Source organism: Citrobacter sp. TBCP-5362 (assembly GCF_005406305.1).
GTDB classification, from domain to species: domain Bacteria; phylum Pseudomonadota; class Gammaproteobacteria; order Enterobacterales; family Enterobacteriaceae; genus Citrobacter_B; species Citrobacter_B koseri.
In genome coordinates this window covers 1,056,790-1,077,914 of sequence record NZ_CP040234.1, presented here as the reverse complement: position 1 = coordinate 1,077,914, position 21,125 = coordinate 1,056,790, and the positions used below count along the sequence as shown (strand labels likewise).

16 protein-coding genes are annotated in these 21,125 nt (G+C 55.6%); 2 read left to right on the top strand and 14 right to left on the bottom strand.

Annotation, left to right across the window (positions count from 1 at the left end; genetic code table 11):
• Positions 1-11 precede the first annotated feature (11 nt).
• Both FD428_RS05215 and FD428_RS05210 read right to left on the bottom strand, forming a co-directional pair.
• The gene (locus FD428_RS05215; protein ID WP_047461798.1) at positions 12-1,007 is read right to left on the bottom strand and encodes an ABC transporter permease; all 996 of its coding nucleotides are present in this window, start codon (positions 1,005-1,007) and stop codon (positions 12-14) included.
• Positions 1,004-2,506 (bottom strand): sugar ABC transporter ATP-binding protein, encoded by a 1,503-nt coding sequence (locus tag FD428_RS05210; protein WP_024130870.1) that lies wholly within the window; start codon positions 2,504-2,506, stop codon positions 1,004-1,006. The genes FD428_RS05215 and FD428_RS05210 overlap by 4 nt, the downstream gene beginning before the upstream one ends.
• A gap of 505 nt (positions 2,507-3,011) precedes the next feature.
• Between FD428_RS05210 and FD428_RS05200 the strand changes: the two genes are divergently transcribed.
• Positions 3,012-4,553, top strand: coding sequence for a PAS domain-containing methyl-accepting chemotaxis protein (locus FD428_RS05200; RefSeq protein WP_112001715.1), 1,542 nt, complete (start codon positions 3,012-3,014; stop codon positions 4,551-4,553).
• 57 nt (positions 4,554-4,610) lie between these two features.
• Here the strand turns inward: FD428_RS05200 and iolB are convergent, their stop codons facing one another.
• The 10 genes from iolB to FD428_RS05150 all read right to left on the bottom strand — a co-directional run bounded on the left by iolB (position 4,611) and on the right by FD428_RS05150 (position 17,758).
• Positions 4,611-5,426 (bottom strand): 5-deoxy-glucuronate isomerase, encoded by an 816-nt coding sequence (iolB, locus tag FD428_RS05195; RefSeq protein ID WP_012134748.1) that lies wholly within the window; start codon positions 5,424-5,426, stop codon positions 4,611-4,613.
• A gap of 9 nt (positions 5,427-5,435) precedes the next feature.
• The gene (iolE, locus tag FD428_RS05190) at positions 5,436-6,326 is read right to left on the bottom strand and encodes a myo-inosose-2 dehydratase (RefSeq protein WP_112001714.1); all 891 of its coding nucleotides are present in this window, start codon (positions 6,324-6,326) and stop codon (positions 5,436-5,438) included.
• A 15-nt stretch (positions 6,327-6,341) separates the two neighbouring features.
• Complete coding sequence (iolC, locus tag FD428_RS05185) at positions 6,342-8,246, bottom strand: 5-dehydro-2-deoxygluconokinase (protein ID WP_047461790.1); 1,905 nt, start codon at positions 8,244-8,246, stop codon at positions 6,342-6,344.
• Between the two features lie 12 nt (positions 8,247-8,258).
• Positions 8,259-9,392, bottom strand: a complete 1,134-nt coding sequence (locus FD428_RS05180; protein ID WP_114848644.1) for a Gfo/Idh/MocA family protein — start codon at positions 9,390-9,392, stop codon at positions 8,259-8,261.
• Between the two features lie 10 nt (positions 9,393-9,402).
• On the bottom strand, positions 9,403-10,431 hold the full coding sequence (locus tag FD428_RS05175; RefSeq protein WP_047461785.1) for an ABC transporter permease: 1,029 nt from the start codon (positions 10,429-10,431) through the stop codon (positions 9,403-9,405).
• 11 nt (positions 10,432-10,442) lie between these two features.
• Positions 10,443-11,990 (bottom strand): sugar ABC transporter ATP-binding protein, encoded by a 1,548-nt coding sequence (locus tag FD428_RS05170; RefSeq protein ID WP_114848645.1) that lies wholly within the window; start codon positions 11,988-11,990, stop codon positions 10,443-10,445.
• A gap of 54 nt (positions 11,991-12,044) precedes the next feature.
• Complete coding sequence (locus FD428_RS05165; protein ID WP_012134754.1) at positions 12,045-12,974, bottom strand: substrate-binding domain-containing protein; 930 nt, start codon at positions 12,972-12,974, stop codon at positions 12,045-12,047.
• A 39-nt stretch (positions 12,975-13,013) separates the two neighbouring features.
• Positions 13,014-14,000, bottom strand: coding sequence for an inositol 2-dehydrogenase (gene iolG, locus FD428_RS05160; protein ID WP_114848646.1), 987 nt, complete (start codon positions 13,998-14,000; stop codon positions 13,014-13,016).
• Positions 14,001-14,315: 315 nt separating this feature from the next.
• Positions 14,316-16,241 (bottom strand): 3D-(3,5/4)-trihydroxycyclohexane-1,2-dione acylhydrolase (decyclizing), encoded by a 1,926-nt coding sequence (gene iolD, locus FD428_RS05155; RefSeq protein WP_114848647.1) that lies wholly within the window; start codon positions 16,239-16,241, stop codon positions 14,316-14,318.
• A gap of 11 nt (positions 16,242-16,252) precedes the next feature.
• Positions 16,253-17,758 (bottom strand): CoA-acylating methylmalonate-semialdehyde dehydrogenase, encoded by a 1,506-nt coding sequence (locus FD428_RS05150; protein WP_012134758.1) that lies wholly within the window; start codon positions 17,756-17,758, stop codon positions 16,253-16,255.
• Between the two features lie 213 nt (positions 17,759-17,971).
• Here FD428_RS05150 and FD428_RS05145 point away from each other — a divergent pair, with 213 nt between their 5' ends.
• Complete coding sequence (locus FD428_RS05145) at positions 17,972-18,805, top strand: MurR/RpiR family transcriptional regulator (protein WP_047463948.1); 834 nt, start codon at positions 17,972-17,974, stop codon at positions 18,803-18,805.
• A 126-nt stretch (positions 18,806-18,931) separates the two neighbouring features.
• On the opposite strand, the gene FD428_RS05140 is transcribed toward FD428_RS05145, so the two are convergent.
• Positions 18,932-19,618 carry an RloB family protein gene (locus tag FD428_RS05140; protein ID WP_160117716.1) on the bottom strand — a complete coding sequence of 229 codons (687 nt, stop codon included), beginning with the start codon at positions 19,616-19,618 and terminating at the stop codon, positions 18,932-18,934.
• Positions 19,619-19,633: 15 nt separating this feature from the next.
• The gene (locus FD428_RS05135) at positions 19,634-20,935 is read right to left on the bottom strand and encodes an ATP/GTP-binding protein (protein ID WP_012134761.1); all 1,302 of its coding nucleotides are present in this window, start codon (positions 20,933-20,935) and stop codon (positions 19,634-19,636) included.
• Positions 20,936-21,125: the final 190 nt, after the last annotated feature.

The window sequence follows — 21,125 nt, the reverse complement described above, 5'->3', positions numbered from 1 at the left end:
CCGTTGTGTTGTTAACGTTTTTGTATGTAGGTGATCGCCAGCGCCGCCGCCAGCACCAGCCCTTTTATAATGTCCATTGCGTAATAGGGCACCGAGAGCATCACCAGCCCGTTGGAGAGCACGCCAAGGATCACCGCCCCCACCAGCGTGCCGAGCGCATTTGGTTTGCCGGAACCGGCAAGCGAAAAGCCGATCCACGCCGCCGCGACGGCATCCATCAAATAGCCTCCCCCGGCGTTAACCTGTGAAGAGCCAATACGCGAAGCCAGCAGGATGCCCCCTAACCCCGCCAGCAACGAGGCAATGACGTAGGCCGCCACTTTATAGCGGGTGGTGCGAATACCGGAGAGGCGCGCCGCTTCCGGGTTGCCGCCAATGGCGTACATCCGTCGCCCGTGGGTGGTCAGCGACAGCGCGAGCTGCGCCGCCAGCGTCACGACCAGCATCACGACAACAATAGTCGGCACCTGCCCCAGCGCGCCGAATGCCGCCGGAATAAGCCCCTCAGCCATTTCACCGCTCGGCAGCACCATGTTTTCAGTAATAGAACCGCCGTAGCTGTAGGTCATCGCCACCCCCTGAATCACAAACAGGCTGGCAAGCGTGGCGAGCATGTCGGGAATACGCAGTACCACAATCAGAAAAGCGTTGAACAGCCCCACCAGCGTACAGAGCGCCAGGGTAATGACAATCGCCCCGGTGGTGCCAAAGCCGTGCCAGACGAATAGCGAAATCACCAGTGCGTTCGCCAGCGACGCGGTTGAGCCAACGGAAAGATCAAAGCCGCCGACGGTAAGCGAGATGGAGACGCCAATCGCAATCACCGTGACGATCGCAATAGAGCGCAGGATGTTGATGATATTGAAGGGATCGAGGAAGTTATCCGACGCGACGCCAAAAATGGCGATCAGCGCGACAACCGTCAGCAGCATGCCCCACTTATAGAGAAAATCGAAAATCTGCTGGCGGCCAGACGCCGCTGCATTGACTGAAAGGGCCTTACTCACAACGCCGTTCCTCCGGTTGAATAATAAAGTAGTGTCTCTTCGCGGGCCTGCGCGCCTTCCACTTCCGCCACGATGCGCCCGTCCCACAACACGCAGATGCGGTCGCACAGCCCCACCAGTTCGGCGAACTCACCGGAGGCGTAAATCACCCCTTTGCCTTCCCGCGCCAGGCCGTCGATCAGCGCAAACAGGTCAGTTTTGGCTTTCACGTCCACGCCTTTGGTCGGCTCGTCGAAAATCAGCACGCGGGCGTCGCCGCGCAGCCATTTGCCGATCGCCACTTTCTGCTGGTTGCCGCCGGAAAGCCGACGCAACACTTGCCCCGGCCCGCGAGCGCGCACGCCGACGCGGGCAATTACCGCTTCCGCCCAGCGCCATGCCTGACGATGACCAAACAAGCTCCAGCGCGAGAAACGGTTATCGGCGGCAACCGCCAGGTTCATGGCGACGGACTCATCAATAAAAATGCCCTCTTTGCGCCGCTCCTCCGGCACCAGCGCCAGCCCGCGCGTCACCGAATCAACCGGATCGCGCGGCGTCCACGGCTGATGATTGAGTTCGCCGCGTTCAACGCGGCTTTTCGACGCGCCGAACAGCGCCTTGCACAGCTCGGTTTTCCCGGCTCCCGCCAGCCCGGCGATGCCGAGAATTTCACCTTTACGCAGGTGCAAACTGATATTTTTCAGCAGCCGTTCATCGTGTAGCCCTTCCACGCGCAGCAGCGTTTCATCAGCATGCGGCGGGCGTTTTGGCGGATAGATATCGTTTAACTCATGACCCAGCATCTTCTCGACGATGGCGTCAGCGCTCAGTTCCGCCATCGGCCCGGACTCAATCAACTTGCCATCGCGCAGTACGGTTAAGGTGTCGCAAATGGCCTTTAGCTCATGAATGCGATGGGAGATAAACACCACGCCGATCCCCTGTTGTTGCAGGCGTTTCACCACGGCAAACAGCCGTTCGCTTTCATGCTGATCGAGCGGCGCGGTGGGTTCATCGAGGATCAGAAAACGACAGTGGTGCGAGAGCGCGCGGGCCAGCAGGATCTGCTGCTTTTCGGCGAGCGTGCAACCATCGATGACCCGGCGCACATCCAGATGAACATCAAGCTGGGCCAGCGCGTCACGCGCCTGCTGGCGAATAGCGCGCCAGCGGTAGCGGTGTCCCGGCTGCGCCAGCTGATCGAGCATAATATTTTCCGCAATACTCAACCCTGGGATCAGCGCAACATCCACCTCCTGCTGCACCAGATGAATGCCCAGCCGTTTGGCGTCCAGCGGTTCGCGTATCGGCACCGGCTGGTTATTAATTGCAATTTCCCCTTCGTAATGGTCGTGCGTGCCGCAGAGCACCGCCATCAGCGTGGATTTCCCCGCACCGTTCGCCCCCGTCAGCGCGTGCACGGAACCGCCCGTCAGGGTGAAATCAACGCGGGAGAGCGCCTGAAAGCCGGAAAAGGCCAGGCTGATACCGCGCATGTCGAGGCGACTGGAGAGCATCCGCTGTAAATCCTTTCTGATAATCATTTGATTTACGAAATTTTTCACAGCTCTCCCTGACTGACAACGACATAAAAAGCATAAGATAAAGCAAAATATTATTAGCCATCCAGATGTCTATAAATGACATCGGGTTAGCCCATCACAAAGGGATCGCAGCATGAGTAAGAATACTGACCGCAACGCGGCAACGGGCTTCGCGGGTGGACTAAAACCCTTCAAGGAAAGTGGGCATTTATCAGCCCTGATAAATCAGCTCTTTTTTATCTTTTAGATTTAGTTTAAGTCGATATATATCAATTCCAGATTATCAACCTGCATTTATGTGTTTCATATTTATGACACGCCAGGTTTATTAAAAATAAAAATTCATTTGAAGTGCTTTCATATAAATGATGATTAGTAGAGAATGTAACACCTCAGATAAAACCGCCATTTACTATTATTTACCTGATGCACAATGGGTGAAATTTGCATTTCATATAAATAGCGTCATGGAGTTTTCATGAAAAACAACACAGCTGTCACGCAAAAAGAATATTTGCTTAACAATAAAACAACGTTATTATCAACCACAGATAAAGACAGTCATATTACCTATGCTAACTCTGCATTTATCGACGCCAGCGGATTTAATGAAACGCAGTTAATGGGTAAACCACATAATATTATTCGCCACCCGGACATGCCCTCTGCCGCTTTCGCTGACATGTGGCACACGATACTGCAAGGCGATAGCTGGACCGGGCTGGTCAAAAACCGGCGACAAAACGGCGATCATTACTGGGTACGCGCAAATGTTACCCCTGTCTGGCAAAATGAAAAATTAACGGGGTATATTTCAGTACGCACCGTGCCTTCCCGGGATGAGGTTTCGCACAGCGAACAGCTTTATCAGAAAATAAATAATAATGGAATTAAAGGGTTTCGACTTTTTAAAGGCATAATTATCCGTCGCGGAGCGCTGTCCTGGCTTTCGATGTTTAAATGGCTGTCTGTTAGCCAACGCGTCAATTATGCTTTAGCCATCACCAGTCTGGCAGCCCTGTTATTTATTTTCTTACCTGTTCCTCCTGCTATTCAGGGGGGCAGCATCATCGTATTATTTTTGCTCCTGGCTATTTACCTTAAGGTTCAAATTTGTCAGCCGGTTAATACGCTGCTGGCGCAGATGCAAAAAGTGGTTTCGGGCCGTAAACCTGATAATTGCCATTTGCAGCGCGTGGACGAAATAGGAATGCTCATGCGACTGGTGAATCAATCGGGGCTTAATCTGCGCTCCCTGGTTGATGATGTCAGCACGCAAATATCCGGTATTCAGGCTATCAGTCAGCGCGTGTCTCAGGAAGGCACGGCATTGCAGAGCCGCTCAGAAGAGACATCTGCCGACCTGCAACAAACCGCCGCAGCCATTGAAGAGATCGGTAGCGCTGTACAACAAACCGCGGATACCGCAGCCCAGACAATGACGATGGCCGACAGTACCAGCGCCAATGCGACTGAAGGCGGCCATATCATGAAGCAAACCATCACCATGATGCAGGCTATCTCGCGCGATAACAGTCAAATCGTGGACATTATCGGCGTCATTGACAGTATTGCTTTTCAGACCAACATCCTGGCGCTGAATGCAGCGGTCGAAGCGGCCCGCGCCGGTGAATCCGGGCGCGGATTTGCGGTCGTTGCCGCAGAGGTGCGTAACCTCGCCCAGCATTCTGCGTCTGCGGCAAAAGAGATCAAGCAGCTTATCGAGAAAAACGTCACCAACGTCAATACGGGAGTGCAAATGGTCGAGCAGACGGAAACACACCTTACCGGGATGATCGATGACGTGTTGCAGATGTCTACCATGATCAAAGAGATAAGCCTGGCGACGCGGGAACAAACTTTAGCGCTCGAACAGATCAACAATTCAATTTCACGAATTGGTTCCATGACGGACAACAATGCGGAAATGGTGGAACAGGTGACGGATGCCGCAGGGGATTTAACGGGACGCGCGTCACGGCTGCAACAGGCCGTACAGGTTTTTGGCGCCTCACGATAGCAGCGAAAAGTAAAAAGCCCTCAGCATACGCCAGGGGCTTTTTTATTTACCGCGTTCTCAACGCGCAGGGTAATCGCGGTTAATCCACGCGTGATCGTCTTCCCAGGTGAAAATCCATTTGCGCACCGGGCCTGCCATCACATTCAGGTAATAACTGTCATACCCGGCCATTGTCGCCACCGGGTGATAGCCTTTCGGCACCATCACGACGTCACGGTTGTAGACCGCCATACACTCATCGAGCGAGCGATCGTCGGTGTATACCCGCTGCATACAAAATCCCTGTTCCGGGTTGAGGCGATGGTAATACGTCTCCTCAAGAAGGGTCTCGTAAGGCGGATTATCAGTGTCGTGCTTGTGGCTCGGGTACGAACTGGTACAGCCTTCGTGAGTCCACACTTCCACCACCAGCAGACTATCGGCGGGTTTATCTTCCGGCAGAATGTTGTGTACATAGCGCTGGTTATGCCCCTTGCCCCTTGCCTCGCCGTCGATATCCTGCGGTGCAATCAGGCGGGTAGGATACGTTCCCTTGCCCGGCGCGGCGCATACCGCCAGCTCCAGCTTTGTTAACGCCTGTACCCGTACCGTTTCTCCGGGCGTAACGTATACCGCCCACGGCTTAATACGCTCGAACGGGCTCATCCGCTCGCCAATCTCTGAAAACTGCGCGGTTGGTGTGGTGACAGACGCCCTCCCCGCCACCAGCACCAGACAGCGCTCTTCAGCAACGGCGGGAAGATGCAACTGCTGCCCTTCTTCAAGCTCAAACGCGTCAAAACCGACATAGCCCCAGCCTGCCCGCTCCGGGGTGACGGACTGGGTACGTCCCTGCGCGTCAGGCTGTTGCCAGCGTGACAGTAAACGTGACATAGCGCCTCCTCAGATAAGACCGGCATCCCGCGCCAGGCGGCTCAGGTTGTTATATCCCAGCCGCGCGTAAGTCAGCGGATGGGCAATCGCCGGATCCTGCTCCGCCTCTACCACCAGCCAGCCCTGATAATCGTGCTCTTTCAGCAGTCGCATAATCGGCGGGTAATCCACGCAGCCGTCGCCCGGTACGGTAAAGACGCCGCTGAGCACCGCATCCAGAAAGCTGGTTTTACGGTTTTTCACATCCGCCAGCACGTCGGCGCGCACGTCTTTACAGTGCACATGATTAATACGGCTCGCCCAGCGTTGCGCCACCGCCAGCGGATCGGCGCCAGCAAACGTTAAATGACCGGTGTCGAGCAGCAATCCAACCTCATCGCCGGTATGGGTCATCAGATTGTCCACATCCTCTGCGGACTCAATCACCGTCCCCATATGGTGATGATAAGCAATCTGCACTCCCTGCTGCTGTGTATAGCGGGCGAACGCGGTGAGCTTCTCGCCATACTCCGCCCAGCGCGCCTGCGGGAATCGCGGACGCAGGTGAACCGGCGTCTGCTGTTCGCCGTGAATGCAATGGCTCACCTCAGCGAAAACCATCACTTTCGCCCCCAGCTCGCGCAATAACGTCAAATGCGCCTGCGCCGCCGCAATCTCTTCTTCTACGCTCCGCTCCAGCAGGCGACCGGAATACCACCCGGACACCAGCTTCAGATCGTGGCGTTGCAGGATTGGCCCCAGCAGGCGCGCCTCGCGTGGGAATTTATTACCGAGTTCAAAGCCCGCAAAACCAGCCTCTTTACCTTCGCTCAGACAGGTATCCAGCGGCGTTTCCGCGCCAAGAGAGGGCAAATCATCATTGGTCCATGTCAGCGGATTAATGCCTAATTGCACAGCCATAATGTTCTCCTAAAGTTATGCCTGCCCGCGCTCGCGCCACCAGGCGATCAGTTGCAGATAGTTATCCCGAATGCGCGTCACCAGTTGCGCATCGTCAATGTCATGTTTCAGCCATGCGCGGGAAGCCTCGCCAAACAGCGTGCGCCCCACCGCAAACCCTTTCACCAGCTCATGTCCGGCAGCGGCTCTGAACCCTGCGCGTAACTGTTCGGCTGGCGCATCCAGCCCAAGAATCACCACGCCACGGCAGTGCGGGTCGCGGCGTTCGATAATGTCACTCAGCGCCGTCCAGCCATCAGAGGAGAGCGGCGGCAGTTTCCACCAGTCGGGGTAAATGCCCAGGTTGTAGAAGCGGGAGATAGCCCGCAGGTAAAGCTCATCGCTGCGCGGCATACCCACAGGTAAAATCACTTCCAGCAGCAGCTCATGCCCCGACTGACAGCAGGCGTGATACACCTCGGCGATTTTCTGCTCCTGCTCCAGGCGCAGGCCGTGGGCATCTTCCGGGTGGAAAAAGACCAGGCACTTCACCACATGCTCCTGTGGCCAACTGATAAGCTGAGTGCCAATGTTGCCGTGCTCCATCTCCAGCGGCCGTGAACCGGGAAGCTCAATCGGGCGGCCAATCCACCACCCTTCGCCGGTTATCGCATTCAGCGCGTCCTGGCCAAACGTTCCGTCGCACAGCAGACCGGCTTTTCCTTCCAGCCCCGCGCTGTTCGCCGCATCGCGGCTGGCCTGTAAGATCAGCGTTTTCAGCGCCGGAATGCGCTTCAGGGAGGCGCCGCACTGTAGCGCCATCTCTTCAAGCTGACTGCGGTGATCAAACGCCATCACGCACAATTCCGGCCAGTTCCGCCGACGCGTCGTGACGCGATGCAGATGATTAAGCCGTGGATCAAGATCCGGGCGCGGCACCTGATGCTCGCGGGAGAGGTAGTCATCCAGCTCCACCTTACTCGGCATCGCGGGCGCGCAACCGTGGCGCGAGACCACCAGCGCGCCGCAGGCGTTGGCGTAGCGGCAGGCCTGCTCCCAGCCTTCATCATTGAGATAACCGCGCAGCAGCCCCGACATAAACGCATCGCCCGCGCCGAGCACATTGAGCACCTCGACGCGCACGCCGGTCACCGTCAGCCCGTCATCCAGCGATGGCGGAATCGCGTCGGTATACACCGAGCAGCCCAGCGCGCCGCGTTTACAAACCAGCGTCGCCGCGCTTACCTCACGCACCTGCGCCAGCGCCTGCACGGTATCGGTAGCGCCGCCCGCAATATGAAACTCCTCCTCGGTGCCGACGATCACATCAAACAGGTGCAACACCGCCTGCAACTGGCGAGTGACCTGCTCTGCGGCAATAAAGCGCGTTTCGCCGTCGCCCAGCGAGGTCAGCCCCCACAGCACCGGACGATAGTCGATATCCAGTACCGTGCGCACGCCGTGACGGCGGGCACAGGTCAGCGCCGTCAGCACCGCGTCGCGGGTTTGCGGATGAGAAAGATGAGTCCCGGTGATGGCGAGGCAGCGGGATGAAGCGATGTACTGCTCGTCAACATCGCTGGCGGTAATCGCCATATCCGCGCAGTTATCGCGATAAAAAATCAGTGGAAAGGTGTCCCGGTCTTTAATGCCGAGTAGCACCAGCGCCGTCAGGCGTTCTTTATCCGTTATCAGATGGCTGGTATCGCAGCCAACATGGTTAAGCTCTTCGCGCAAAAAGCGCCCCATATGTTCGTCGCCCACTCTTGCCAGCATCGACGAACGCAACCCCTGACGCGCGGCGCCGTAGGCGACATTCCCTGAGGAACCGCCGAGGTATTTGGCAAAACTTGAGACATCCTCCAGCCGTGCGCCAATCTGCTGGCTGTAGAGGTCAACCGCCACGCGGCCCATGCATATCACATCAAACTGCTTTTCCACGTTGATACCTCGTCAGACAATATCGTTCACATTCAGCCAGCGGCCTTCCTGATGCGAGAGCGCGATGGCGTCCAGCACGCGCGACACTTTCCAGCCCTCTTCAAAATCCGGCCACATCGGCGCATCGGCGGCAACGCCGTTCACCAGGTCGCGGATTTCCACCGTTTTCTGATCGTTAAAGCCGATGCCGTGCCCCGCCCCCATGCAAAACGCGGCATAGTCCGGGTGCGCGGGCCCCACCAGTAGGGTGCGAAATCCCTGGCGGTTAACCGGATCGTCATGCAGATAGAGCTTCAGCTCGGCCATTCGCTCCTGGGTAAAACTGATGGCGCCTTTGGTGCCGGTAATCACGTATGACAGCCCCATTTTACGCCCGCAGGCCACGCGGGAGGTTTCGATCACCCCCTGCGCGCCGCTGGCGAATCGCACCATCGCGTGCGCCTGATCTTCATTTTCCACGGCCACCTTCTGCGCCGCTCCCGAGCTGGCCGGGCGCTCCGGCACCACAATTTTCAGGTCGCCGCAGACTTCGCGAATATCGCCGACCAGGTAGTGCGCCATATTGACGATATGCGCCGCCAGATCGCCCAGCGCCCCTAACCCCGCCGTCTCCTTAAAGCAGTGCCAGTGAATGGGGGAAAGCGGGTCGGCCATATAGTCCTCGTTGTGGGTGCCGTAGAAGTGGATCACATCGCCTATCTCCCCTCGCGCAATGATCTCTTTCGCCAGCGCCGCCGTCGGGTTCTTCATATAGTTAAAGCCCACCAGCGTTTTCACCCCGGCCTGTTTTGCGGCCTCAACCATTTCTCGGGCATCGTGAGCGTTCAGCGCCAGCGGCTTTTCCGAATAGACGTGCTTACCGTGGCGAATGGCCGCCAGCGCCATCTCTTTATGCAGATGGTTGGGCGAACAGATATCCACCACATCGATATTCGGGTCTGCCACCAGTTCGCGCCAGTCGCCGGTCGAACGGCGAAACCCGAATGCCTGCGCCCGTTCCGCCGCCAGCTCCGGCGTCACTTCCGCCACCATTTCGCGCACCAGCTGGCCTTGCAGGTTGAACACCGTCGGCGCCTGAGCATAGGCAATGGCGTGCGCCTTGCCGATGTATCCCGTCCCAATCAATCCAATTCGCACTTGTTTCATTATTTATCCCTCACAGCGCGCCACGACGGCTCTTGGCATAGGTATCAAACGCCACCGCCAGCACAATAATCAGCCCGGTAATAATTTGTTGGTAGTAGGCGGAGACGTTCATCAGCACCAGACCGTTTATCAGAATGCCCATAATGATCGAGCCGATAACGGTGCCGCCGATGCGACCATAGCCGCCCATCAGCGATGTCCCGCCAATGACCACCGAGGCGATAACGCGCAGCTCAAAGGAGATCCCGGCCACCGCCTCCGCGCTGCCCAGGCGGGCGCTCAGCACAAACCCCGCCAGCCCGGCCAGACAGCCAATCACGACATACACGCTGACCAGCACACGTTTGACGTTGACCCCGGCAAGACGCGCCGCCTCCGGGTTGCCGCCAATGGCGTAGACGAAACGGCCCCAACGTGTTTTGTGCAACGCCAGATAACCGCCGATCGCCACCAGCGCAAAAATCCAGATCGGGATGGAGATACCGAGCAGTTCGCCACGCCCCCACCAGCGGTAGCCCTGGTCAAAACCGGCAATGGGCGCGCCGTCGTTAATCACCAGCGTCAGGCCGCGCCAGATGGTCATCCCGCCGAGGGTGACAATGAACGGCGGCAGGCGCAGGCGGGTCACACCCAGGCCATGCAGGAAGCCAATCGCCGTCCCCATCGCCAGGCAGATGCCGAGGCCAATCAGCCAGCTCATCCCGCCCCAGGCGCTCGGGTCTACCGTGGTGAAGTTGTCGCCTTTAATCACGTATGCTGCCGTCATGGCGCATACCGCCAGAATGGAGCCGACAGACAGATCGATTCCGGCAGTCAGGATGACGAACGTCATTCCCACGGCCATGATCCCGTAGATCGACACCTCGGTCAGGATGTTGAAAATATTGCGTTCTGACAGGAAGTTACTGTTCTGCGTCTGGAAAAAAATCAGCAGCAGGAACATAAAAATCAGTACCCCAAAGCGCTCGAAAAAAGCGATCGGATCGATACGTCCGTTACGTTTGGCAGGGGGTTGCGTTTTGGTCACTATCTGCGTCATGTGAAACTCCGTTATGCCGCGTTCAGGGCGTTATGGTTGATGGCCATCATCATCATGAGCCGCTCTTCGGTGGCGTCATCGCCGTGGATTTCACCGGTTACCCGGCCTTCGCTTAAGGTGATGATCCGGTCGGAAACCGCCATCACTTCGGGCAGATCGGAAGAGATCACAATCACCGCCACGCCCTGTTTCGCCATATCAAACAGCACCTGGTGCACCTCGGATTTGGTGCCCACATCAATGCCGCGCGTCGGTTCATCAACAATCAGCACCCGTGGATTGAGCGCCATGCAGCGCGCGAGGATCACTTTCTGCTGATTGCCGCCGGAGAGCTTGCGCACCTCCTGTTCGCTGTTGACCATCTTGATTTGCAGCGCCTGGCGGTAAGATTCGATCAGGTCATCTTCTTTGCGGGTATTGACGAAAAAGCGCCAGCGCAGCAGCGAAGAGAGACTGGAGAGCGACAGGTTGTCGCGAATAGACAGTCCCAGCACCGCCCCCTCTTTTTTGCGATCTTCCGGCACCAGCGCCACGCCCTGATCCAGCGCGTACATCGGGTCACGGGGGTGATACGCCGCGCCGTCCAGTGCGAACGTCCCGGAAGTAAAACCGTCAGCGCCAAAAAGACAGCGCGCCACTTCGGTACGCCCGGCGCCGACCAGCCCCGCAATCCCCAGCACCTCCCCGGCGTGAACGTGAAAGCTGATGTCGTGCAGCGCAATGCCGTGCGGGTCCAGCGGCGGCTTTTCACGACACAGCCCCTTCACCGCAAGGCGAATCGGTTTGTCTTCATGGTGGGTTTCGCTGGGGGGACGACGATTAAAGGCCACGTCTCGTCCCACCATCAGGCGGATCAGCTGTTCCACGTTGGTTTCCGCGACCGCGCCGCTGCCGGTAAAACGGCCATCCTGAAACACGGTAAAGCGATCGCAGAGCTGGAAAACTTCATGCAGGCGATGGGTGACATAAATAATGCTCACGCCCCGGCCTTTAAGTTCCCGCACGACGCGGTGCAGGCTTTCCACTTCGCTGTCGCTCAGCGCGGCGGAAGGTTCATCCATAATGATGAGCTTCGCGTTCAGGGTCAGCGCGCGGGCGATCTCCACCATTTGCTGCTGCGCCACGCTCAGGCGGGCAACCGGCGTGGTCGGCGCGACATTCAGTTGCAGATAGTCCAGCACCACCTGCGCCTCCTGGTTCACGGCCTTCGCATCGACGATCACATTACGTTTACGCGGCTCGCGCCCGAGAAACATATTTTCCGCAACGGTCATGTTGGGCAGCAGATTAAATTCCTGATAGATGGTAATGATGCCTTTGTTTTGCCGCTCAACCGGCGAGTCCTCCACCGGCAGCGTTTCGCCATTGAACCAGATGTCCCCACGGGTCTGCGGCTGCGCCCCTGCCAGCGCTTTCAGCAGCGTGGACTTCCCCGCGCCGTTCTCGCCAAGCAGCGCGTGAATCTCCCCCGTCCCGACGGTCAGTTGTACGTTGCTCAACGCCCAGACGCCGGAAAAGCTCTTTGCCAGATCGGTAACTTTCAGTAAGGGTTGCAACATCGGTCTGCTCCTCCTTTAATGCGAGCCGCCGCAGCGACGGCGGCTCCGGGCAAATCAGTTACCGGCTTCGCCGATACGCTCGGCCTGTTGCAGGTTCTCTTTGGTGATTAACGTCGGCGGATAATCCGCACCGGTGATGGCTTTCTTCTCACGCACGTTCGCAACCAGCTGGCTCATCGCCGTCTGTACCGCGAAGCCCGGACGCTGATCCGCCGTCGCCGCCATCCAGCCGTCGCGTACCCGCGCCAGCGCTTCCGGCACCGCGTCAAATCCTGTCACCAGAATTTCACCCGGTTTCACCCCCTGCCCCTGCAACGCTTCAATCGCGCCCAGCGCCATATCATCGTTGGCGGAGAGGATGACCTGCGGACGTTTTTTCAACGACGGCAGCACGCTTTCAACAATGCGCATTCCTTCCGAACGCATCCAGTTACCGGTCTGGTCAGCAACAATGCGGTACGTATCGCCCCCCGCCTTCAGGCTGTCGCGAATGCCTTTGGTGCGTTCAATATTGGAAGAAGAGCCCGGCTGGCCGGTCAGCAGCACAATGTCTGCGCCGTCAGGAAATTTGCTTTTGACAAAGTCGCCAATGGCCTGGCCGCCCTTGTAGTTGTTCGCGCCAAAATGCGGAACCTGCTTCTGGCTATCGACGGAGCGATCGAGCGTCACCACCGGCAGCTTAGCGTCCTGAATCTCATCCACCGCGCTGGAAACTGCGTTGACATCATTCGGGGAGACGATGAATCCCTGGGCGCCACGGGTGATAGCGTTTTCCAGATCGGCAACCTGCTTCGGCGAACTTCCCTGCCCGTCCAGAACCTGTAGGCTGACGCCCATCTCTTTCGCGGCTTTCACCGCCGTGCGCTGCATGTGAACTTCAAACGGCATTGCCAGGTTCGGCGTGCTGAAAACAATTTGTTCGTTCTCGGCCATTGCCGCCCCGGCTGTCATGGCGATGAAGGCGGCTAAAATCAGCTTTTTCATTGTTATGTCTCTCTGTGTAGGGTGTGTTGTTATGGAAAATCAGAGGAGAACTTCACGCTGGCTGTGCAATGACTCCAGCGCTTTATCAGCCAGATACAGCGCACGCTCGCCGTCATCACCGCTGCACTCCGGCACAGCCTCGCCGCGTAAGATGGCGACAAAGTGCTCCCACTCGGCGGCATAGGCAGCCTGATAACGTTGCAGGAAGAAATGCTCAGGCAGCGCGCTGGTGCAGCCGTTCTGGCCAAAGTGCTGCACCTGGTTTTCGAGGATATTGCCCGCCGTAAGCAGACCTTCGGAACCGTGCAGTTCCAGACGCTGGTCATAGCCATAAGACGAGCGACGGCTGTTAACGATGGTCGCCAGCGCGCCGGAGGCATACTTGAGCACGATAAACGCGGTGTCGATATCGCCTGCCGTGCCAATTGCCGGATCGACCAGATTGCTTCCCTGGGCGTAGACCGAAACAGGCTCTTCCCCCATGATGAAACGCGCCATATCGAAATCGTGGATGGTCATATCGCGGAACATCCCGCCGGAGACGCGCACATATTCCGCAGGCGGCGGAGAAGGATCGCGGGAGATAATCAGCAATGATTCCGGCTTGCCGATGCGCCCGCTCTGCGCCTCGGTTTTAACGCGGCGGAACTGTGGGTCGAAACGACGGTTAAAACCGATAAACAGCGGCACGTCGAACTCTTTGACCACTTTCAGGCAGTCGCGCACGCGGGCAAGATCAAGATGTACGGGCTTTTCACAGAAAATGGCTTTGCCGTGGCGGGCGGCCAGTTCAATCAAATCGGCGTGGGTATCCGTGGCGGAGGCAATCAGCACGGCATGAACATCAGGATCGGTCATCGCCTCATCAAGACTTTGCTGACGGGCCTGATATTGCGTAGCCAGGCGGGAGGCAAAGGTCTCATTCGGATCAACGACAGACCACAGGGTAGTCTCTTTGTGGGTTGCGATGTTAGCGGCATGTACCTGACCAATTCGGCCAGCTCCCAGTAAAGCAATGTTAAACATAACGGCTCCCGGTGTTGGTGAATGCGGTGAACTAACGACCCCTTAAATAAAACATTTATTTCATTTTTATAAATAGTGAAAATTATGTTTTTGCGCGCAAGTTAACATTCTTGTGATGATTGAGGTAAATTTTGTTATCAATCTCACAACACAACGATGGAGAAGATGCAGGGATTGGCCCCCTTTCATTCAGAAAGAGGGCGAGGAATGAAAAAACAGGAAAAATGAAATGAAAATTTCGTTGTCGCAGGTTGCCGGATGGCGGCGCGAACGCCTTATCCGGCCTACGGGTTAGCGCCATCCGGCATTACTCACTCAATACTGACGCGCCTTTTTCACCTGATCGAACGTCTGCTCGGCGGCTTTTCGCACCGACGGTGAATCGGCCACCTGCGCATCGCCGGTGCGCCACCATGAGGCGTAATCGTGAGTCATCGTTTTTGGCAGCACTTTAATATCCAGCAGCGTCGGCCCCGGATGCGCGCGCGCCGCCTCCAGCGCCGTCAGCAGGCTCTGCTCATCATGCACCCGCCACGCCCGGCAGCCGTAGCTTTGCGCATTTTGGGCGAAATCAACCGCCACCAGCGGGCCGTCCAGCTGGCCGGATTGTGGTTGACGGGCGCGATTCTCGGTGCCAAAACTGCCCATCCCATGCCCCATTTGCAGGTTATTGATGCAGCCAAACCCGCCGTTATCAAACAGCAGGATGGTGATTTTTATCCCCTCCTGCACCGCCGTTTGCAGCTCAGAATGCAGCATCATGTACGAACCGTCGCCCACCATCGCATAGACCGGCTGCTGCGGCTTCGCGAGCTTCGCCCCAAGCGCGGCCGCAATTTCATACCCCATACAGGAATAGCCGTACTCCAGGTGGTAGCTGTCGGGCGTTTTCACCTGCCAGAGACGCTGCAAATCGCCCGGCAGCGATCCCGCCGCGCCGACCACAATGGCGTCATCCTCAATGTGCTGGTTGATAATCCCCAGAACGCGAGTCTGAGTCAGCCGCGTGTTCAGCGCTTCACTGTATTCCGCCAGCTGCGCATCAAGGTGCCCGGCAATTTCCGGCGCGTCATCCGGGCGCCACTGGCGAGACCACAGCCGGCGGCACTCCTCGTCCCAGGCCGATTTCACCTGCGCCACCTCGTCTCCCCAGCCGCTGCGATAATCCTGAAGCCCTTCCGTCAGCGCCGTCAGACCGGCGCGGGCATCGGCCACCAGCGCCGTGGCGTCCAGTTTGAGGGCGTCGAACTCGGCGACATTCAGCAGGAGAAATTCTACGTCCGGGTGTGCAAACAGCGCTTTCGAACCGGTGGTGAAATCGGTCAGACGCGTGCCGACGCCGATAACCAGATCGGCCTGTGGCGCAAGCTGGTTTGCCGCCAGCCCGCCGGTAACGCCAATACCGCCCAGATTCAGCGGATGGTCGCTGACCAGCGCGCCTTTCCCGGCCTGCGTTTCCGCAAACGGCAGGTGCAGGTTTTCCACAAACTGACGAAACGCGTCGTGCGCGCCGGAATAACGCACCCCGCCGCCGCAAACCACCAGCGGGCGGCGTTTACGGGCAATCAGCGCCCGCGCCTGCGCCAGCCGGTGTGGGTCCGGCGGTCGTCTTTCAATATGGTGAACGCGACGGACAAAGAAACTCTGCGGGTAATCCCAGGCTTCGCCCTGCACATCCTGCGGTAAACAGATCGTCACCGCGCCGGTATCAGCCGGATCGGTCAGGGTGCGCATAGCGTTAAGCATCGCGCTCATCAACTGTTCCGGGCGGTTGATACGATCCCAGTAGCGCGAAACCGGGCGAAAGCAGTCGTTGGTGCTGATACTGAGATCGTGGTACTGCTCGATTTGCTGTAATACCGGGTCCGGCTGGCGGCTGGCGTAGATATCGCCCGGCAACAGCAGCAGAGGAATACGGTTCGCCGTCGCCGTGGCCGCCGCCGTCACCATATTAGCCGCGCCGGGCCCTACCGAAGAGGTGACGGCGTAAATGCGCTGGCGACAGTGCTGTTTCGCGAACCCTGTCGCCATGTGCGCCATTCCCTGTTCATTACAGCCCTGATGCACCCGCAAATGCCCGGCATCCTGCTCCAGCGCCTGCCCGATGCCGAGTACGTTGCCGTGGCCGAAGATGGTCGCCACGCCTTCGATAAACGGCATCTCCTGCCCGTCTACATCGACGTACTGTTGATTGAGAAACTTGACCAGCGCCTGCGCCATGGTCATACGTACGGTTGTCATAAGTCCCTCCGTCAGCCCAGCGTTGGCATGGAGAACGCGGCGCCGCTATCCTGCTGCATCTCCGGCCAGCGGGCGGTAACGGTTTTCATGCGGGTATAAAAACGCACGCCGTCATTACCATGAACGTTAAGCGGACCAAAAATAGACCGTTTCCAGCCGCCGAAGCTGTGGAACGCCATCGGCACCGGAATCGGCACGTTAACGCCAACCATCCCGGCCTGCACCTCTTCACAGAAACGACGCGCGCAGCCGCCGTCGCGGGTAAAGATCGCCGTCCCGTTGCCATATTCGTGGCGATTAATCAGATCCACGGCGCTGGCGTAATCCTTCACCCGCACCACGGAAAGTACCGGGCCAAAGATCTCTTCTTTGTAAATCGTCATCTCAGGCGTGACGTTATCAAACAAGGTCGGCCCGACGAAAAAGCCCTGTTCGTGGCGTTTCACGCTAAAGCCGCGACCATCCACCCGCAGCCGCGCGCCCTGCGCCTCGCCGCTGTCAATATAGCCCAGCACTTTACTGCGATGTGCGGCAGAGATCAGCGGGCCCATCTCATTTTCCGGCGTTTGATCAAGCCCCGGTCCAACGCGTAACGCGGCGATCTGCGTTTCCAGCCGCGCGCAAAGTTCGTCCGCCGTGTTATCCCCCACCGCCAGCACCACGGAGAGCGCCATACAGCGCTCGCCCGCCGCACCATACGCCGCGCCCATAATCGCATTGGTCGCCATATTCATGTCTGCGTCCGGCATCAGAATGCAGTGGTTTTTCGCCCCACCCAACGCCTGACAGCGTTTGCCGTGCGCCGACGCCGTCTGATAAATATATTCTGCAATCGGCGTCGAGCCGACAAAACTGACGGCCTGAACGCGCGGATCGGTCAGCAGAACATCCACCGCTTCTTTATCGCCCTGCACGACGTTAAAAACGCCATCCGGCAGACCGGCCTCTTTCAGCAGTTTTGCCAGCGCAAGCGGCAGCGAGGGATCTTTTTCCGACGGCTTAAGCACAAAGGTATTGCCGGTAGCCAGTGCGATGGGGAACATCCACATCGGCACCATCGCCGGGAAGTTGAACGGGGTGATCCCGGCGCACACGCCCAGAGGCTGCATCAGTGAATGGCTGTCAACGCCGGTGCCGACATTCGCCGAATGTTCGCCTTTTTGCAGGTGTGGAATGCCGCAGGCAAACTCGACCACTTCCAGACCGCGCGTCAGTTCGCCCACCGCATCAGAATACACTTTGCCATGTTCTTCACTGACCAGCCGGGCGAGCGAATCCATGTTCTGCTCCAGCAGCGCTTTAAAACGAAACAGCACTCGCGCGCGTTTCAGCGGCGACTGCCTTGACCAGGCGGCAAACGCCTGCTGCGCAGCGGCAATGGCTCGCTCCGTTTCCTGCGCCGTGCTCATCACCACCTGACGAATTTGCTCGCCCGTGGCGGGGTTGAAGATCGCCTGAATGCGCTGGCCTGAGCCCGTAACACATTCGCCGTGAATAAAATTCGCTACCGTCTCCATCCTGAACCTCTCGCTGTTAATACGTGACTGTTACCCGAACACTGTATATGAAACAAACGTTCTATTTTAAGTTGAAATAAAATAAATATTGATTATTGTGATCAGGAATGGATTTTTATGTTAACAGGCTGCATCGCCGGGCCGGATGTATCGCTAACATTTAAAATGTACGGTTTTGCGTTTAGAATCAGAAAACTAAGTATGGGGGATAACATGACGACAGCATCCAGTCTGAGCGAGCTACAGCAGCAAATTCGCGACCGTTACGATAGTCTCAGTAAACGATTGCAGCAGGTGTCCCGCTATGTGCTGGATAACACTAACAGCGTAGCGTTCGATACCGTCGCCGTCATCGCCGAGCGGGCGGACGTGCCGCCATCGACGCTTATCCGTTTCGCCAACGCGTTTGACTTCACCGGTTTCAACGAAATGAAACAACTGTTTCGTATGAACCTGGTGGAAGAAACGGCCAGCTACAGCGATCGCGCGCGGCTGTTCAGAGAGATGGAGAGCGAATCCGTACCGGAAACGCCGTTAGACATTCTGCAAGAATTTGCCCGTTCGAATGCTCAGGCGCTGCAACAGCTGGCGTCGCGTACCGATCCCGACATGCTGCAACGCGCCGTTCAATTACTGGCGGAGGCCGATACGATTTATATCGCTGGCCTGCGGCGCTCTTTTAGCGTGGCCGCCTATCTGACTTACGCGCTCAGCCACCTTGAATGCCGCCCAATACTGCTTGATGGCATGGGGGGGATGCTGCGAGAGCAAATCAGCCGAATCAAGAGCCGCGATATCGTTATCTCCATCAGCTTTTCCCCTTACGCAGAAGAGACGGTCATGGTCAGCGAAACCGCAGCCAGCGTCGGCGCAAAGCAAATTGTCATTACCGACAGTCAGATAAGCCCACTGGCGACCTTCAGCGATCTCTGCTTTGTAGTCAAAGAAGCGCAGGTAGACGCTTTTCGCTCACAGTCCGCAACGCTTTGTCTGGTGCAGTCATTGGTTGTCGCTCTGGCTTACAGGCAGGGAAACAGTCATAAATAATCGTTAAGGCGTGGACGAAGATAATATTGCTTAAAATAGCGTTATTTTTTGATCATGCGTTAATTCAAAATGCCCCTTTACAGGGGCACAAACGCAATGCTTTTCGTGTGCAGTGTTACTCTTTATTTATCTTTTCGCTGGCGCGAAAACTTTTTCATGTAAATCCAGATATAACTCATCAATCTGCGTAAACGGATTGATACAATCGTTCTTCTCAAGCCATGCTCTGAGCCTGGCGCTTTCCTCACACGCCTTAAGACCATTTTTCTTTATTAGGCTATAGAGTCCATTATACTTTTCGCTATAATCTTTCAAATGCGTATTTTTAAGGTATTCCTTGCAGTTCTGTGCCGCGCTTTTATTTGCTTTAACAAATGGCCGTCTTAACACTTCATAATGGAGTAAAAACCAGACCTCGATGCAGGGATCAGAACGCAGGATCTTCGCCTGAGGATACCGGTCGCCACCAAGGGACTTTTTACGCCGTGAAAAAGTATGTTCTTTTAACATACTGGATGCCAGGTCAATATCTTTCCCAAACTCATCCGTATCAATTAGGCAATAAATCAGCTCAAATTCAAGATCCTGCTCATAAAGATCAATGGCGGTGCGTACAACGCTACTTGGGTTTGAATGACGCCCAGGTTCAATATAAACGTCTGTATTCGCTATTTTAAGGTCTTTAACCATATCCTTAAAATAGGTTGGTTCGGTCTCCGTACCTTCGCAAACGATCAGGGTTTTCTTGCGCTCAGATTTAACTTTACCGCTGCCTCGTTTTTTCAATGCAGAAGGAGAAATTAACGCTTTCATTTTCCTGGCCATCATTCACCCCAAAAAAGGAACGCCACCAAATTTACCCAAATCCCAGCCTTTTATAATAGAGTCCTCAAACCTGGGGGCAAAATCGCTCAGTGGATAAAGCACGGTTTCAAGCTCGCTATTTTTCTCCAGGAACCATATTTGATCCCGTCTGACGAGTTTTTCCGTATCTAATAGAACGTTTGAATGCGTTGTGAGAATCAGCTGCAAAAGACGTTCAGAGTGTTTGACCATTAACTCAAAAATCGCTCTGACGATATAAGGGTGGAGCGATGATTCAAACTCATCAAGAACCAGTACGCTTTTTTCACCGGCCTCACAGCACAGTAAAAGAATGCCTGATAGATCGAATAACTTCTTCGTTCCCGAAGATAATCTTTCATAAGGGATGTTTTTCTTGATACCGCTGGACGTCGTATGTTCTAAGACAATTTGAAAACCGACATCGCTCAATATCATTTTTTTCATTTCTTCTGGCATCTCATCAGGTAACGTCACATTCTTTTTCGTTACCGAAATATCAGAAATAGAAAGATCAAACTTGTTTAAAAACTCAAGTATTTTATTTTTTTTCTGTTCATCGCCATCAGCCAGATCGTCTAAAAAAGAGTATCTGGATGCCATTCGGAAAACATCATCATTGCGATTACTGGATACAATTAAATCGCCTCTGAACCAGTTAATAAACTCATCCAGTTGTGAGACATCATAAGCATGCAGAATGGATACGAATGGCGAGCGTTTGCTGTTATTGGCTTTTTCTATCGCCACTTCATACGTTTTTTTATCTATCTGCAACGATGGGCAGTAGTATTCGAACTCATTGGTTTCAGCATTATATACTCTGGAGATAATCGTCTTTGGTCTTACCCCTTTTTTTGAGTAAACCCATAAACCTTCAGCTTCTATCGCGTCTGTACCGATAGATAACGTATACTGATACCGTTCACCGGTCGTGCCGATAAAACTGATCTCAAAATCAGTAGGCGCGGTTAACTGTTCCTCATCAAAAATAAATTTAGGTATTTCTCTGTCGATAAACCGCGTTCTTATTGAATCATTCTGTGAACTATCAGCAAACCCTCTAAGGATATAGGATTGCAGAAAATCTAAAGCTTCAACAAAACTACTTTTGCCCGCGCCGTTAGCACCATAAATTACTGCGACCTTATTAATCAACAGATCATCAAAATGCTCAGCTGTTGCCGTCGTCTCTGGATGCTCTTTATAAGATTTTTTAGCAGCCATCGATAAAGTTTGTTTTTGGCTAAAAACTTTAAAATTCTGCACTGAAAATTCAATAAGCATTTATAACTCCTTTTTTTGTGAAAAAATCACAAATTTTCCGGTTAAAGCCTATCACGCAACCTTCCCGATTGCCAGATCAACGTTGTCTGATTGTCAACCCATATGACCGCTTATCACGGCAGTTTCTACAATATTCACGACCCCCTACGGAGCCCCCGTTTCTCCCACATCCAGACCTCATTGATTCAAT

Bases quoted from the DNA above. Each gene is read 5' to 3' on its own strand.
- iolG (WP_114848646.1), bottom strand. From the start codon at position 14,000: ATGTTTAACATTGCTTTACTGGGAGCTGGCCGAATTGGTCAGGTACAT.
- iolB (WP_012134748.1), bottom strand. From the start codon at position 5,426: ATGTCACGTTTACTGTCACGCTGGCAACAGCCTGACGCGCAGGGACGT.
- FD428_RS05140 (WP_160117716.1), bottom strand. From the start codon at position 19,618: ATGAAAGCGTTAATTTCTCCTTCTGCATTGAAAAAACGAGGCAGCGGT.
- FD428_RS05180 (WP_114848644.1), bottom strand. From the start codon at position 9,392: ATGAAACAAGTGCGAATTGGATTGATTGGGACGGGATACATCGGCAAG.
- FD428_RS05170 (WP_114848645.1), bottom strand. From the start codon at position 11,990: ATGTTGCAACCCTTACTGAAAGTTACCGATCTGGCAAAGAGCTTTTCC.
- FD428_RS05135 (WP_012134761.1), bottom strand. From the start codon at position 20,935: ATGCTTATTGAATTTTCAGTGCAGAATTTTAAAGTTTTTAGCCAAAAA.
- FD428_RS05175 (WP_047461785.1), bottom strand. From the start codon at position 10,431: ATGACGCAGATAGTGACCAAAACGCAACCCCCTGCCAAACGTAACGGA.
- FD428_RS05150 (WP_012134758.1), bottom strand. From the start codon at position 17,758: ATGGAGACGGTAGCGAATTTTATTCACGGCGAATGTGTTACGGGCTCA.
- FD428_RS05145 (WP_047463948.1), top strand. From the start codon at position 17,972: ATGACGACAGCATCCAGTCTGAGCGAGCTACAGCAGCAAATTCGCGAC.
- iolE (WP_112001714.1), bottom strand. From the start codon at position 6,326: ATGGCTGTGCAATTAGGCATTAATCCGCTGACATGGACCAATGATGAT.
- iolD (WP_114848647.1), bottom strand. From the start codon at position 16,241: ATGACAACCGTACGTATGACCATGGCGCAGGCGCTGGTCAAGTTTCTC.
- FD428_RS05200 (WP_112001715.1), top strand. From the start codon at position 3,012: ATGAAAAACAACACAGCTGTCACGCAAAAAGAATATTTGCTTAACAAT.
- FD428_RS05165 (WP_012134754.1), bottom strand. From the start codon at position 12,974: ATGAAAAAGCTGATTTTAGCCGCCTTCATCGCCATGACAGCCGGGGCG.
- FD428_RS05210 (WP_024130870.1), bottom strand. From the start codon at position 2,506: ATGCTCTCCAGTCGCCTCGACATGCGCGGTATCAGCCTGGCCTTTTCC.